The 15314-nt window shown below is 68.4% G+C and carries 13 protein-coding genes; 7 read left to right on the top strand and 6 right to left on the bottom strand.

The genetic code is table 11. The features are described 5' to 3' along the window. Positions 1-55 precede the first annotated feature (55 nt). Together O5I81_RS02650 and O5I81_RS02645 are read right to left on the bottom strand one after the other, a co-directional pair. A complete protein-coding gene (locus tag O5I81_RS02650) occupies positions 56-376 on the bottom strand; it encodes a hypothetical protein (RefSeq protein ID WP_271067392.1) in 321 nt (106 codons plus the stop codon). A 120-nt stretch (positions 377-496) separates the two neighbouring features. After that, positions 497-1552 carry a phosphotransferase family protein gene (locus tag O5I81_RS02645; RefSeq protein WP_271067391.1) on the bottom strand — a complete coding sequence of 352 codons (1056 nt, stop codon included), beginning with the start codon at positions 1550-1552 and terminating at the stop codon, positions 497-499. Positions 1553-1642: 90 nt separating this feature from the next. Here O5I81_RS02645 and O5I81_RS02640 point away from each other — a divergent pair, with 90 nt between their 5' ends. Both O5I81_RS02640 and O5I81_RS02635 read left to right on the top strand, forming a co-directional pair. After that, entirely contained in the window at positions 1643-2434 is a 792-nt protein-coding gene (locus O5I81_RS02640) for an enoyl-CoA hydratase-related protein (RefSeq protein WP_271067390.1), read from the top strand. Between the two features lie 46 nt (positions 2435-2480). Then, entirely contained in the window at positions 2481-3182 is a 702-nt protein-coding gene (locus O5I81_RS02635) for a dienelactone hydrolase family protein (protein ID WP_271067389.1), read from the top strand. A 191-nt stretch (positions 3183-3373) separates the two neighbouring features. Here the strand turns inward: O5I81_RS02635 and queC are convergent, their stop codons facing one another. Then, positions 3374-4093 (bottom strand): 7-cyano-7-deazaguanine synthase QueC, encoded by a 720-nt coding sequence (gene queC / locus O5I81_RS02630; RefSeq protein WP_271067388.1) that lies wholly within the window; start codon positions 4091-4093, stop codon positions 3374-3376. A 115-nt stretch (positions 4094-4208) separates the two neighbouring features. On the opposite strand from queC, the gene O5I81_RS02625 reads away from it, so the two are divergent. From O5I81_RS02625 to O5I81_RS02605, 5 genes are all read left to right on the top strand, one after another. Beyond that, positions 4209-4826 carry a hypothetical protein gene (locus O5I81_RS02625; protein WP_271067387.1) on the top strand — a complete coding sequence of 206 codons (618 nt, stop codon included), beginning with the start codon at positions 4209-4211 and terminating at the stop codon, positions 4824-4826. 139 nt (positions 4827-4965) lie between these two features. Next, entirely contained in the window at positions 4966-6552 is a 1587-nt protein-coding gene (locus O5I81_RS02620) for an AMP-binding protein (protein WP_271067386.1), read from the top strand. Then, positions 6549-7859 carry an MFS transporter gene (locus tag O5I81_RS02615; protein ID WP_271067385.1) on the top strand — a complete coding sequence of 437 codons (1311 nt, stop codon included), beginning with the start codon at positions 6549-6551 and terminating at the stop codon, positions 7857-7859. Before O5I81_RS02620 ends, O5I81_RS02615 begins: the two co-directional genes overlap by 4 nt. 1 nt (position 7860) lies before the next feature. Next, complete coding sequence (locus tag O5I81_RS02610) at positions 7861-8502, top strand: GNAT family protein (RefSeq protein ID WP_271067384.1); 642 nt, start codon at positions 7861-7863, stop codon at positions 8500-8502. A gap of 12 nt (positions 8503-8514) precedes the next feature. After that, entirely contained in the window at positions 8515-9951 is a 1437-nt protein-coding gene (locus tag O5I81_RS02605; protein ID WP_271067383.1) for an aldehyde dehydrogenase family protein, read from the top strand. Positions 9952-9960: 9 nt separating this feature from the next. Here O5I81_RS02605 and O5I81_RS02600 read toward each other — a convergent pair whose 3' ends face one another. The 3 genes from O5I81_RS02600 to O5I81_RS02590 all read right to left on the bottom strand — a co-directional run bounded on the left by O5I81_RS02600 (position 9961) and on the right by O5I81_RS02590 (position 15309). Beyond that, complete coding sequence (locus tag O5I81_RS02600; protein WP_271067382.1) at positions 9961-10467, bottom strand: hypothetical protein; 507 nt, start codon at positions 10465-10467, stop codon at positions 9961-9963. Between the two features lie 358 nt (positions 10468-10825). Next, positions 10826-13165, bottom strand: a complete 2340-nt coding sequence (locus tag O5I81_RS02595) for a TonB-dependent receptor (protein WP_271067381.1) — start codon at positions 13163-13165, stop codon at positions 10826-10828. 134 nt (positions 13166-13299) lie between these two features. Then, positions 13300-15309: a tetratricopeptide repeat-containing sulfotransferase family protein gene (locus O5I81_RS02590; RefSeq protein ID WP_271067380.1), complete on the bottom strand. Its 2010-nt coding sequence runs from the start codon at positions 15307-15309 to the stop codon at positions 13300-13302. Positions 15310-15314 lie beyond the last annotated feature (5 nt).

Genomic DNA, 15314 nt, shown 5'->3' with positions numbered 1-15314 from the left:
CCGGTCCGGTTTCAGTCCGAAACGGAGACGGAGAATCTCGCCCCGGCCTGCAGGTTTAGCTGGCCGGCTTGGCCGGCACCTTGGCCAGGTCCGCGTCGATGGCGGCCAGCAGGGCGTCGGGCAGGCGGTCGGGGGCGTAGCCCTGGATCTGCTTCAGCGGCAGGCCGAGGACCGGCTCGACTTCGGCGTTGGTGCTGATCCCGGGAATGTGCTTTTCGAGCACGGCCTTGGTCTCCGGATTCTTGATCAGCTCGCCCAGCGGCGTGGCGGCCGTGGAATAGGCGGGCTTGGCCTCTTCGGCGGCGGCGGGCGTGACAAGGACGGCGGCCGGGGTGGCGGCGGCCAGCAGGGCCAGCGCGAGGGCGAACGACTTCATTGTGGGGTCCCCAATGGTGATGCAGCGCGGCTCATTGCGGCCGGGCAGGCCGCACAGTGCTTTATGGCGCGCGGCCTGCCAAATGAATTTGCGACCCGGGGGCGGCAGTTCGCCGATCGGTCAATCGCGGCCTTCGAGGATGGCCAACGCCTGCGCCGCCAGCACCGGCGTGCCGTTCTCGGCCGCCCGTTCGCTGGCCGCCTGGCCGGAGAGGACGCGGCGGTAGACCCCCTGGCTGATCGAGGCCAGGCGGAAGATGCCGAAGGCCATGTAGAAGGGCCAGTCCTCGATCGTCTCGCGGCCGGTGCGGCGGCAGTAGGCGGCGACGTACTCGGCCTCGGTCGGGATGCCGCTGGCCGCGAAGTCGACCCCCACCAGGCTGCCCCAGCTCAGCGAGGTCGAGCGCCAGAGGAAGGCGTTGTAGGCGATGTCGGCGATCGGGTGGCCGATGGTCGACAGCTCCCAGTCGAGCACGGCGATCAGCTTCGGCTCGGTCGGGTGGAACATGACGTTTTCCAGCCGGTAGTCGCCGTGGGCGATGCTGACGCTGTCGTCGGCCGGGATGCGGGCCGGCAGCTTTTCGATCAGCGCTTCCATCTCCGGGATCAGTTCCGTTTCGGCCCCGCGGTACTGCTTGGTCCAGCGGGAGACCTGGCGTTCGAAATAGCCGCCGGCCCGGCCGAAGTCCTCGAGGCCGGCGGCCACGTAGTCGACCTGGTGCAGCCTGGCGAGGGTGGCGTTCAGCTCGTCGTAGACGGCGGTCCGCTCGGCGGGGCTGAGCTCCGGCAGGGCGGCGTCGCGGAAGATGCGGCCTTCCAGGTAGTCCATGACGTAGAAGCTGGTGCCGATGACGCTCTCGTCGGTGCACAGCGCCCGCATCTTCGGCGCCGGGATCAGGCCATCGAGGGCCTTCATCACCCTGTACTCGCGATCGACCTGGTGAGCGCTGGCCAGCAGCACGCCCGGCGGCTTCTTGCGCAGGACATAGAGGTGCTGCCCCTCCGAGGTCTGGGTGGTCAGCAGGAAGGTCGGGTTGGAGGCGCCGCCCTGGAACTGATGCACCTGCATGCCGGTCCCGAAGTCCTCGACCTCGCGGGTCAGCCAGGCCTCGAGCGGGGCCGGATCGAACCAGTGGGCGGGGACGACCTCACGGACGGGGGGCGGGTTGGCGGTCATGACGATTCCTCTTGCGCCAACAAGATGCTCGCTTTCCCCATGGGCGCCTCAAGGATTGTCTTTTCCAAAGCAAATGGGAGGAGCCCGAAGATGGCCGAGGAAACGGTTACCTACGTCGTTGAGGACCATGTCGCGATCATCACCCTCAACCGGCCCGAGCAGCGCAACGCCTTGAACTGGGACGCCTACGCCAAGCTGGAGGCCTGTCTCCGCAAGGCGGTGACCGACGTGGAAGCGCGATGCGTGATCGTCACCGGGGCCGATCCGGCCTTCTGCAGCGGCGATGACGTGCGCGAGATCATGGCCGGACCCAAGGCCGTGTCGGCCGATGCCACCCCGGTCGTGCGCCACAAGCCCACCCCGGCGGCCATGGCGGCGCTGGAATGCGACAAGCCGCTGATCGCGGCGGTCAACGGGGCGGCGGTCGGCTGGGGCATGGAGCTGGCCCTCTATGCCGACATCCGCATCTGTTCGGAGAAGGCGAAGTTCGCCGAACTGTTCATCAAGCGCGGCCTGGTCTGCGACGTCGGCGGCTTCTACCGCCTGCCCTCCATCGTCGGCCCGGCCAAGGCGGCGGAACTGCTGTTCACCGGCGACGTCATCGATGCGGCCGAGGCGCTGCGCATCGGCCTGGTCAGCGAGGTGACGCCGCACGAGCAGCTGATGGTGCGGGCGAAGGCGCTGGCGGCCCGCATCGCGGTCAACCCGCCCCTGGCCCTGCGCTACATGAAGGAGGGCCTGCGGCGCGGGACCTACGGCGATCCGCGCGAGCTGGGCGGCTGGGCCATCGAGACCATCCGGGCGCTGATGAAGACCGACGACCACAAGGAAGGCGTGGCCAGCTTCCTCGAGAAGCGTCCACCGGTGTTCAAGGGAAGCTGAGCGGCTAGACTGGGCGAACATTCGGGGAGGATGGGCGATGGACGGCATGGCGACACCCTACGAGGCTGACGGCGCGGCGATGATCGGCCGGCTGTTCCTGCCGGCCGGCGACGGCCCGGCCCCGGCAGTGCTGGTCGCCCATGAGTCGCCGGGGATCACGCAGCACACGCTGGACGCCGCCCGGCGGCTGGCGGGGCGCGGCTGCCTGGCGCTGGCGGTCGACTACCAGGGCGGCGGCCAGGTGGTCACCGACCGCGAGGAGATGATGCGCCGCTTCGGCCGGTTCATGAGCGACCCGGCCTTCATACGCGCCCGTATGACGGCGGCGCTCGGCGCCCTGCTGGCGCATCCGAGGGCGGACAGCAGCCGGGTGGCGGCCATCGGCTTCTGCTACGGCGGCACGGCGGCGCTGGAACTGGCGCGCGGCGGGGCGGACCTGAAATGCGCGGTCGCCTTCCACTCCGGACTGACCACGGCCCGACCGGGTGACGCCGCCAACATCAAGGGCAAGATCCTGGCCTGCATCGGCGCAGACGACCCGGTCGTGCCGGCCGAGCAGCGCGCCGCCTTCGAGGCCGAAATGCGGGCCGGCGGCGTCGACTGGCGCCTCAACCTGTACGGCGGCACGGGCCACAGCTTCACCAATCCGGAGGCCGACGGCTGGGGCATGCCCGGGTTCGCCTTCCACGCGGCCAACAACGCGCGAGCCTGGCGGGCGCTGGACGATCTGTTCGACGAGGTTCTCTAGACCAGCGCCCCCTCTCCGCTGTCATCCTTCGGTTGGGCGAAGCCCAATCCGGAGGACCCACCGTCGGGCGGAACCAGCTGGAGCCGGAAGGCTGTCATCGCTGGTCATGCAAACCACATGGTCCAGCCGCCAAGCTTACGGGTGGGTCCTCCGGATCGCTTCGCGACCGAAGGATGACAGCTGTGAGGAGGTTATTTCCCCTCGACCCACTTGGCATACCCCGCCGACCGCAGCTCGCAGGCCGGGCACGTCCCGCAGCCGTAGCCCCACGGATGCCGCCTGGTCCGGTCGCCGAGGTAGCAGGTGTGGGTGTCTTCGGTGATCAGGTCGACCAGCGGCTGGCCGCCGAGCGCCGAGGCCATCGCCCAGGTGGCGGCCTTGTCGATCCACATCAGGGGGGTGTCGATGACGAAGCGGCTCTCGGTTCCGAGATTCACCGCCACCTGCAGGGCCTTGATGGTGTCGTCGCGGCAGTCGGGATAGCCGGAATAGTCGGTCTCGCAGACGCCGGTGACCAGGTGCTTGATGCCCCGACGATAGGCGACGGCGGCGGCGAAGGTCAGGAACAGCAGGTTGCGGCCGGGCACGAAGGTGTTGGGCAGGCCCGATTCGCTGAAGGCGATCTCGATCTCCTGCGTCATCGCCGTGCCGCTGATGGCGCCGAGCACCGCCAGGTCGAGCACATGATCGCGGCCAAGCCTTGTGACGGCCGGATCGTAGGCGGCGGCCAGTCTGGCCAGATAGGTCTGCCGCACCTCCAGCTCGACCCTGTGGCGCTGGCCATAGTCGAAGCCGATGGTCTCGACGCGGTCGAAACGGGCCAGGGCCCAGGCCAGGCAGACGGCGCTGTCCTGGCCGCCGGAGAAGAGCACGAGGGCGGAGGACGACTTTGCGGGCTCGGTGGAAGTCATGTCCCCTCATACCGCTTTTGTTCGAATGGCGAGAAGCCCCGGAGGCTTGACACCAAGCGTCGGCCAAAGGCCTCTCCATAACGTGTGTTTTCAACTACGATAGTCGGAGTTGCTCATGCCGCCCTCACCGTCAGAAATGACGCCCGCACTCTGGATCCAGATCGCCTCCATTTGTGTGACCGTCGCTGTCGCCTTTGTCGGCACCCACCTCAACAACGTCCGGATCGAGACCCGAAAGGCCAGAATCAAGTTTCTCAGCGACCAGTTGGAGTACCTCTATGGGCCGCTGTTCTCGTTGAACGGTGCATCGGGCGCCGCTTGGGCGGCATTCCGCTCGCGCTGCCGACCGGGCGTCCCCTTCTTCAATCCGTCAGACCCGCCGACCAAGGACGAGATCATCCAGTGGCGACTCTGGATGACGGAGGTCTTCATGCCGATAAATCTGCAAATGGAGCGGGCAATCGTTGAAAATTCCCACCTGATCGACGGAGCCACAATGCCTGCCTCGTTCCAGCAATTTCTTGCGCACGTCGAGGTCTACAAGGTCATCATCAAGCGCTGGGAAACCGAGGATTTTGCCGAACACACCGCTTACAACAATTTCCCAAGGACATTTGAGCACGATGTCACCGTGGCCTTCACCAGCCTGAAGGAGCGCCAGGCCGAACTGATTGACGATCAGGCCCACGGCTGGATAGTCGGCTTCCGCGCGCGAGCCGGAGGCGTTCGCTAGGCGGCGGGCTCGGGCCGGACCAAAACGAAGTTGGCGACCTGTCGGCATTTGATTGCGAAACGGCGTTCGAATGGCCCAGACTTGCGATTGGGGCAGAGCGCGGCACAGCACTCGCCCCTCTGCTGCAGGGGAGAAGACAATGGATGCCGCGCTTGCCGACCAGGCGCTGATGGAGCGCCTGGACGCCGCCGCCCTGCAGGGCATGCAGCTGGCCGTCTGGGCGGGCCTGCAGCCGGAGGCGGTCTGTGTCGTCGATCCGGACGGGACCGAGCATTCGTTCGCGGCGGTCAATGCACAGGCCAACCGGCTGGTGCGGCTGCTGCGGGCGCGCGGCCTTGAGGCCGGCGACAGTGTCGCCCTGGTCTGTTCCAACCGGGTGGAATTCGTCGAGGCGCTGGCCGCCACCCTGCGGACGGGCCTGAGGCTGACGCCGGTCAACTGGCACCTGTCGGCCGACGAGATCGCCTACATTATCAAGGATTGCGAGGCCAGGGCGGTGGTCGGCGAGGCGCGGGTCGCGGCCCTGCCCGAGGCCATGGCCAGCTGCCCGGGCCCGACCGTCAGGCTGGCCGTCGGCGGGGCCGTCGCCGGCTTCGAATCCTACGCCGCCGCCATCGCGCCGTTCGACGGCAGCGATATCCCCGACCCGGTGCTCGGCAACGGGATGATGTACACCTCCGGCACCACGGGGCGGCCCAAGGGGGTGCACCGGCCCGTGCCGGTGGTGACGCCCTACGCCACCTTCCTGATGCGCGGCTACGTCCCCGGCCAGTCGGTGCAGATGTGCGCCGGACCGGCCTATCACGCCGCCCCGCTGGCCTTCGACGTGCGGGCCGCCATGGCCGGCGGGGCCAGCCTGGTCTTCATCGACCGGTGGGATTCGGAGCATGTTCTGAAGACGATCAGCACACGGAAGGTGACCCATTTCCACCTGGTGCCGATCATGTTCCAGCGCCTGCTGGCCCTGCCCGCCGAGGTCAAGGCGCGGCATCCGATCGACCATGTGCGGTTCATCATCCACGGGGCCGCCCCCTGCCCGCCCGAGGTCAAGCGGGCGATGATCGACTGGTTCGGGCCGGTGCTGACCGAATACTACGCCGGCTCCGAGGGCGGGGCCGGCTTCCTGATCGACAGCCACGAGTGGCTCAGCAAACCGGGCAGCGTCGGCAAGCGGCCGGCCCTGCTGCAGGTGCGGATTCTCGACGAGGCGGGCAATGACCTGCCCAACGGCCAGGCCGGGGCCATCTACCAGCAGATGCCGCCGGGCGGCGGCTTCACCTATTTCAAGGACGAGGCCAAGACCGCGGCCTCGCGGGTCGGCGACTTCTTCACCATGGGCGACGTCGGCTATTTCGACGACGACGACTACCTGTTCCTCACCGGCCGCAACGCCGAGACCATCATCTCCGGCGGGGTGAACATCTATCCCCAGGAGATCGACAACGAGCTGGTCAAGCACGCCGCCGTCGCCGACAGCGCCACCATCGGCGCGCCGCACGACGAATGGGGCGAGCAGGTGAAGGCGGTCATTCTGCTGAAACCCGGCCATGAGCCCAGTCCGGAACTGGCCGACGAAATCCTCGCCTTCGCCCGCGCCAACCTGCCGGGCTTCAAGGTGCCCAGGAGCCTCGACTTCGTCGCCGACCTGCCCCGTTCGGAGGCCGGCAAGATCCAGCGGAACAAGGTCCGCGCCCCCTACTGGGAAGGCCGGGCCAGGCAGATATGACCGAACCCCTCGACGGCGATGTGGCGCCGGCGCCCGAAGCAGACCTGCAGCAGCGCGAGGCCGAGTACGCCGCCTTCGTGAACGACAACCTGCGCGGCAACTACATCGGCAACTTCGTGCACGGCATGCTGGGGATGACCGGCTTTCGGCTGATCAACGCCCCGACCTTCATGCCGGCCTATCTGCACCTGATCAGCGGCTCGAACACCATCGTCGGCCTGGGGCTGGCCCTGCAGCAGGTCGGCGGCATCGTCTCGCCGCTGGTGGCCGGGGCCAAGATGGAGCACCGGACGAAGATCATGCCCTCGGCCATCGTGCTGGGCAGTCTCGGGCGCCTCGCCATCCTCGGCATGGCCCTGGCCGGCTGGTTCCTGAGCGGCAGCGCCCAGGTGGTCACCCTGCTCCTGTTCCTCTTCCTGTTCGGGGTGTTCATGGGGGCCCAGCGGGTGGCCTTCACCCTGCTGATGTCCAAGGTCATCCCGCTGCATCTGCGCGGCCGGCTGCAGGCCTGGCGCAACGCGGTGGGCGGGCTGATCGCGGCGGTGCTGGCCTATGCGTCCGGCAAGTACCTGATCGAGGCCAATGTCCTGAACAACGGCTATTCGACCACCTTCGTCCTCGCCTTCCTGCTGACCAGCGCCGGCCTCTGGTTCCTGCAGGCGCAGATCCGCGAACCCACGCCGCCGACCATCCGCACGGCGGCCCGCCTGCGCGACCGGATGAAGGACATCCCCGGCCTGATCGCCGCCGACCCGGCCTATCGCTGGTTCCTGGTCGTGCAGATGCTGGCCACCTCGGCCCGCATCGCGACGCCCTTCTACATCCTGCATGTCGGCCAGACGATGCATCTGGACGGCTCGACCTTGGGCCTGCTGTCGCTGGCCTTCCTCGGCGCCGACACGGTCAGCAACATCGCCTGGGGCTATCTGGGCGACCGTTCCGGCTTCCGCATCGTGCTGCTGCTGTCCATCGGCGGCTGGATCGCCGCCACGGTGGCGCTGATGACCCTGGCCAACCCGGTCGCCGTCTTCTTCGCCTTTTTCGGCCTCGGCGCCGCCCAGGCCGGCTACATGATGGCCAGCCAGACGATGATCCTGGAGTTCGGCCATCGCGACGACCTGCCGATGCGGATCGGCATCTCGGCGACGGCCGAAGGGGTGACCGCCACCCTCGGTCCGCTGATTGGCGGCGCGGTCGCCGATCTTATGGGCTATAGCGTCGTCTTCGGCGCCTCGCTCGGTCTGCTCGGCGCCGCGCTTCTGACCATGCTCATCGCCGTCCACGACCCACGCCGGAAGGCCAGCTGACATGAGTGCTCCCCCGGTGACCGTGCTGACCGCGACACCGGAGGAGGAAGCCGCCATCCGCCAGGCGGTGCGCACCGCCGACCCGGCGCTGATCACCCCGAACGCCCGTGTGGCGACGGCCAGGGACATTCCCGGCCTCGTCGATCTCCTGTCCGACGAGCTTGTTTCCGGCCCCATCTACGACATCCCCCGCCCCATCGACCCGGCTCGCATCGGCGCCTGGGTGGCCAGGTCCCTGCGGCTGCGCGAGGCGGGCGAGGCCCTGCTGACCGTCACCCCCGACGACCGGGGCCAGATCGCCGCCTACAGCCGCATCACCGTCTGGCCCGATCGCTCCTCGGCCGAGCTGGCGGGCGCCCAACGGGCGGACCGCCAGAACAGCGGCCAGGGCGCGGCCGGGGCGGCGCGATCCTTCGGCTTCATGTTCGAGGTGCTGGGCGTGCGGTTGGTCGGGCTGACGGCCGCGCCCGACAACATCCGCTCGGCGAAGGTGATCGAGGCGGCCGGCTTCACGCCCATGGGCGAGCGGCTCAGCCGGCTGCCGGACGGCGGCTCGCGCCGGTCACTCTATTGGGAGATGACGCGCGAAGATTGGCTGACGCAACGGCGCCTGTTCCAGGATGGGGGCAACGACAAGACCTGACGGGAGATCATCATGCGGTTCGACGGCGACTACACCATGACCATCGGCGGCCAGGGCGTCGCCGGCGCGTCCAGCTTCGATGTGCTCAACCCCGCCAACGAGCAGGTCATCGGCCAGGCGCCGGACGCCAGCCGCGAGCAGCTTGACGAGGCCGTCGCCGCCGCCCGCAAGGCCTTCCCCGCCTGGGCCGCCACCCCGATCGCCAAGCGCAAGGAACTGCTGCTGGCCATGGCCGGCGCCATTGCCGCCAAGGGCGAGGATCTCAAGCGCCTGTTGACCAGCGAACAGGGCAAGCCGCACGGCGACGCCTTCGGCGATGTCATGGGCGGCGCCTACTGGCTGCAAGCCACCGCCAGCCTCGACCTGCCGGTCACCGTCGTCGAGGACACCGCCGAGCGCCGCGGCGAGACCCGCCATGTGCCGATCGGCGTCGTCGGGGCCATCGCGCCGTGGAACTTCCCGGTCATCCTGGCCATGTTCAAGCTGGCCCCGGCCCTGCTGGCCGGCAACACGGTGGTGCTGAAGCCCTCTCCCTTCACCCCGCTGACCACCCTGAAGATCGGCGAGATCCTGCGCGATGTGCTGCCGCCCGGCGTGCTCAACATCGTCACCGGCGGCGACGCGCTCGGCCCCTGGATGACCAGCCACCCCGGCATCGACAAGGTCAGCTTCACCGGCTCGACCCAGACCGGCCGCAAGGTCATGGAGAGCGCCGCCTCGACGCTGAAGCGCGTGACCCTGGAGCTGGGCGGCAACGACGCCGCCATCGTCATGCCCGACGTCGACGTCGCCGCCGTGGCCGAGCAGCTGTTCTGGGCCGCCTTCCGCAACACCGGCCAGATCTGCATCGCCACCAAGCGGATGTACGTCCACAAGGACATCTACGAGCCGCTGAAGGAGGCGCTGGTCGCCTACGCCGCCACGGTGAAGATGGGCGACGGGGCCGAGCAGGGCACGCAGATGGGTCCGATCCAGAACAGGCTGCAGTACGCCCGCGTCCTCGACCTGATCGCCGACGCCAAGGCCAAGGGCTACAAGTTCCTGGTCGGCGGCGAGACGAGCACGGCCCCCGGCTACTTCGTGCCGGTGACCATCATCGACAACCCGCCCGAAGATTCCCGCATCGTCCAGGAAGAGCAGTTCGGCCCGGTGCTGCCGCTGCTCAAGTTCGACGACCTGGACGAGGTCATCGGCCGAGCCAACGCCTCCGACTATGGCCTCGGCGGCTCTGTCTGGTCCGCGGACGAGGACAAGGCGCTGGAAATCGCCAGCCGCCTCGCCACCGGCACCGTCTGGATCAACGAGAGCCAGCACCTCTCCCCGCTGGCGGCCTTCGGCGGCCACAAGCAGTCGGGTGTCGGGGTCGAGGGGGCGCTGGAAGGCCTGCTGGAATACACCAACACCCAGACGGTGTTCGTGAAGAAGAAGGCCGCCCAGCCTGTCGCCTAGGGCGGCGGCCTAGTCCGCCACCGACCAGGTGACCGAAGCGTTCGCCCGGCCGTTGACGCCAGGGCCGTGGAGGTTGAGCTGCAACCTGGCCTTGGGTGCGGTCCACAGGGTTTCGGTGTAAGCCTTGCCGTCGGGGTTGGTCTTCGCCCTGGGGGCGCCGTCGGGCTTGAAGCCATTGGCCTTGGCCCAGGCGGCGATGGCGGCCGGCGTCGGTTCGGCGAGGGCCGGCGGACCGTCGAGGGCGATGGTGCAGCGGCGGGCGAACGGCGGGGCATCGGTGGCGGCGATGGCCAGGATGTCGACCCCGGGGCTGCGCCGCACGTAGGTTCCGAAATAGTCGTTGATGCCCAAGCCGGCGGCGGCGGCCGCGAAGCCGTCGTAGTCATCGCCCTTGACGTAGACCCGGCAGGCCTTGTCGAGCGCCTCGACGACGGCGGAGGCGCCGGGCGGTTCGGCGGCGAGGGCCGGGGCGGTCAGGGCGAGGGCGGCGAGGCTGGCGATGACCAGGTGGCGCATGGTGGAGACTCCGAGGCTTGCGCCTGACGGTCCACCCGCGTCGAACGGCTGTCGTCCCCAAAACCGGGGGTCCGGGCTGGATGAATATGTCTAGACATATCCATTTTCGACCGTTTTGACGGCCTCCCGTCGGTGCGACAAAAGCCGCCGGCCCAAGTGGGTCGGCCGACGCCAATCGAACCCACATTCGGCGACGGCGGACCCACGATCCGCCTACGCCCCGGGCTACAGTCCACGCGCCCCGGCCAACCCTCCGGCCACCATTCCGCCAAGGATTTCAAGGGCGGACAGCCGTTCCCGCGCCTTCCCACCGGAAGGCGCGGTATAAGGGTAGGCCGCTTCGATAGGCGGACTACCGCTAGAACTTCCGCCCGACCTTCAGCCCGATGGTGCGGGGCTGGTTCGGCGTCACATAGACGGCGCCGCCACACACCGCCTCGGCGCATTGGGTGGTGCGGAACAGGCTGGCCCGCTCGTCGAACAGGTTGTTGAAGTAGAGCTGCAGGTTCCAGTCGCCGGGCTTCAGGCCGATGGCGAAGTCGAAGGTCTGCCAGCCGTCCTGCTTGCCGAGGATGTCGCGCTCGACCAGGCGCAGGTCGGCGTAGCTGCTCGACTGCCCGACCCAGCTGCCCTGGACGAAGCCGTCCATGTCGGCCAGCACGAAGTCGTAGCGCACGGTGACGTTGCCCTTCAGCTTCGGCGTTACCGGCAGCTGGGTGCCGGACGGGGACAGGGGGCTGGCGCAGTTGGTGACCGGGTTGCCCTTGGCGTCGGTGAAGCCGCAGTAGTTGTCGGACAGTTCGGCATTGGTGTAGGCGCCGCCGCCCGACACGGTCCAGTCATCAGTCAGCCGCCAGACGATGTCGGTTTCGATCCCGTAGATTTCGGCGTTGGCGGCGTTCTTGATTTCGGTCAGGCCGCTGGCCCCGAGGATGGAGAACTGGAAGTCCTCCCACTCCTCGAAGAAGGCCGCGCCGTTCCAGCGCAGGGCGCCGTTCAGCCAGCTGGTCTTCCAGCCGAACTCGTAGTTGGTCAGGAAGTCGGACTTGTAGGGCGGCAGGGTGGCGCGGCGGTTGATGCCCCCCGGCCGGTAACCTGTCGACCAGGTGCCGTAGATCATGTGATCTTCGGTGATCTTCCAGGTCAGGTTCAGGCGGTGCGTGTTGCCGTCTTCCTTGGTCGACTTGATGACGTTGGTGCAGGGCGCCTGGGGCGTGATCGGGCCTTGGAAACAGGCCGCCTCGCCGGTGCTGCCGCTGTAGCCCGACCCGAAGCCGAAGAAGCCGCGCAGGCCGTTTTCCGCCTCGAAGAAGCGCAGGCCGCCGGTCAGGGTCAGGGCCGGGGTGATGTCCCAGCTGACTTCGCCGAACACGGCCTTGTCGGTGTCGTCCCGCTGCTGGCTGGTCAGCCAGATGGTGCCCGGCTTGCCGGTGATCGAGAGGGTCGAGCCCAGGCCGTCGATCTGGTAGTCCTGGAAGATGTCGTGGGTCTGGTCCTGGTAGAACAGGCCGGTGACGAAGCGGATCGGCTGGTCCGCTGGCGAGGAGACCCGGATTTCGTGGGTCTGGCGCGTGTAGTGGTCGGTGGCGTTGATGTACTGGGTCGGATCGACCGGGTTGCCGAGGTTGTCGGTCCAGTAGGCGCCGTAGCCGAACAGGGTGTCGTAGAAGAAGCTGTAGTCCGAGTAGTCGCTGGCCGTCTCGACATCGCGCTTCAGGTAGCTGCCGGCGTAGACGACATCGAACATGCCGATCTTGCCCTCGACGGTCAGGGCCGCCTGGTACCACTCGTCATTGCCGTATTCCGGGCGATAGCGGGCCTGGGCCAGGTCGCCGATCAGCGGATTGTACGAGAAGTTGCCGCCCGCCTCCTGGCGCTGGGCCATCAGCTGCGGGGTAATCGTCCAGTTTTCGCCAAGGTCGACCTTCAGCGAGGCGCGGGCCCCGATGGTGTCGACGTCGTTGTAGTTTTCCTCGGCGAAGTCGTCGTTGTTGATGGTGCCGCCCCAGGTCGGATAGGTGCGGGTCGAAGGCACGTTGTCGATGTAGCCGGCGTCATGCACGTACCAGCCGACGATGCGGGCGGCCATGGTCTCGCCCATCGGAATGTTGACGTAGCCTTCGCCGCTATAGCCCTGGTCGCCGCCGGACACGGTGTTGACCTCGGCGTCGAAGGCGCCTTCGAAGACGCCGATCTCGGGCTTGTTGGTGATGATGCGGATGGTGCCAGCCTGGCTGCTGGCCCCGTAAAGCGTACCCTGCGGTCCGGCCAGGGCCTCGACCCGGGCGATGTCGTAGACGTGGACGTCAAGCGCGCCCTGGATCGTCGTGATCGGCTGTTCGTCCAGATAGATGCCGACGCTGGGCAGCGAGCCGGAGTGGTTGCCGTCACCGCCGCTGGCGACGCCGCGCATGTAGACGCTGCCGAAGCCGGGGCCGACCGGCTGGGTCGAGACGGAAGGGAGGAACTTCACGAAGTCGCCGAAGTCGCTGACCTGCAGCTCCTCCAGCTTCTGGCCGCCGAGCGCCTGGATCGAGACCGGCACGTCCTGCAGGTTCTCGTCACGCTTCTGGGCGGTGATGATCACCTCTTCGACGGCGTTGCCGCCGGGCGCTTCCTGGGCGTAGGCGACGCCCGTCAGCATGGTTGTGCCCAGCAGGACCGAGGTCCAGATCGCCGTCCGATTCTTCGCCAACATGATGTTCCCCAGCCGACATAACGTCGTCATCGAAGGGTCATAATGGGTCGCGCGTCCTGTCAAGCCGGGGTTCCCCGGATCGGGGTGTGCCCGCGGCGGTTGCTGAAAACTGTGGCGGCGGAAGCGCAGGCGCCTCAGCCCTGGTCCCAGGTCTCGAGCACGGGCCCGAGCGCCGTCTTCAACGGGCCCAGCCAGGGCTCATAGGCCCGCCACTGGTCGAGGCCCTCGGTGAAGATCGGCCGGCGCACCTGCTCGGAACTGGCGGTGCGCACGGCCCGGTCGTTCTCGTGGAACTTCATGACGCCCGGCTCGAAGTCGAGACCGCAGTAGGCCAGCAGGGCGCGGACCTCGCCTTCCGGATCGGCGATCATCCGCTCATAGATCGTGCGATGGACCGCGCCGGGCTGGACGGCGTCGAAATGCGCCATCAGGGCCACATAGTCGGCGTAGTAGCGGCCAAGGTCGGTGAGGTCGTAGCTGAACCCCTGCCCCCGGGCGAAATGCTGCTTGAAGGCCGAGAAGCAGCAGCCGAGCGGGTGGCGGCGGGCGTCGATGATCTTCGCGTTCGGCAGGATCAGGCGGATCAGGCCGACATGGGCGAAGTTGTTCGGCATCTTGTCGATGAAGAAGGGCCGGCCGGTCTTGCGCTGCACCCGGGTGCGCTCGAGGTATTCCTCGCCCAGCGCCCGGGCCTCTGCGGCGTCGATGCCGGTCAGCATCTCGGGGTAGGAGCCGTCGCTCTCCCGCCGATGGCGGCCGCCGAGCCGCCGGGCCATGGCGATGATGTCGGGCAGCTCCATGGTGCCTTCGACGAGGGAATGGCTGGCCAGGATCTGCTCGATCAGGGTCGAGCCGGCCCGAGGCAGGCCGACGATGAAGATCGGGTCAGGGGCGGGACAACCCCAGCCCCGGCGCTCGGCGAAGAAGGCCGGCGTGAACACCGCCATCGAGCGGCGGGCGTGGGCGGTGGTGTGCTCGGCCTCGTAGTCGATGCCGGCCCGGCGCAGGGCGGCGCCGGCGGCGTAGCTCTCGAAGGCGGCGGCCGGCTCGCCGGCGTCCTCCAGCGCCTTGCCGAGCGCATAGTGCAGGTGGAAGCGGTCCTCGTCGGCGATGTCGGCCCGGGCCAGCTGGGCGCGCATGGCGGCGACATCCTCGTCCGAGAACTTCACCGTCTTGAGATTGGCGAGACTCCACCAGGCCTCGCCGAACTGCGGGGCGAGGTCCAGGGTCTTGCGATAGGCGGCGACGCTGTCGGCCTGGCGGCCGACGGTCTTGTAGGAATGGCCAAGGCTCATCCAGCCCTTGGGCTGGTTCGGATGCTCGGCCAGCACCCCCTCATAGAGGGCGATGGCCCCGTCGTAGTCGCCGAGCCGCCCGAGCACGGCGGCCTTGAGGTTGCGATAGCCGGCATGGCGTGGATTGGACGCCATCAGGGGTTCGAGCTCGGCCAGCGCCTCCTGGGCCCGGGTCAGCCGGTAGAGGACGGTGGCGTGGTTGTAGCGCGCCTCGGCAAAGCCCGGCGCCAGGTCCAGGCAGCGTTCGAGCAGGGCCTGCGCATCCTCGTTGCGCCCCAGCCGGGCGGCGACCTCGGCCAGCATGCGGATGGCGGCGACATGGGTCGGATGGCGGTTGAGGTAGGGCTTGAGAATGCGCTCGGCGACCGGCAGGTCATTGGCGATCAGGGCCGTGGCCGCCTGCATCAGTTCGGGGTCGGAGACAGAAGCCTTGATCTGCTCGGCCCGCGCCCGCGCCGCGCCGGCCTCGTCGCCGGCCAATTGAAGCTGGTCGGTCAGCGCGTCCCAGGCCATCGACAGCCGCCCGTCGAGGGTCACCGCCTTGCTCAAGGCCGCGATGGCCGCCCGGCCGATGCCCAGGTCGGCGAAGGCCAGGCCGGCTTCCAGATGCACCAGCGGCCAGTCGGGAAGAGCCCGGATCACCGCCTCCAGCAGCACCAGTCCCGCTTCCGCCCGGCCCTGCCGGCGCAGGGCGGCGGCGAGCAGGAGGATGGCCTCGGGCTGCCCCGGCAGGGCGGTGAGAATCTCCCGCGCCTGCGCCTCGGCCAGGGCCGGGTCCTGCCCAAGCAGGCGGCGGCCGTGCGTCAGGGCGGTGGCGAGGGTTCCGGTGGTGGCCGTGTCGTCGGTCATGCGCG

Source organism: Caulobacter sp. NIBR1757 (assembly GCF_027912495.1).
In the GTDB taxonomy this organism is placed as follows: Bacteria; Pseudomonadota; Alphaproteobacteria; order Caulobacterales; family Caulobacteraceae; genus Caulobacter.
Note: the sequence above shows the minus strand (reverse complement) of the source record. Positions and strands in the feature narration are given on the sequence as shown.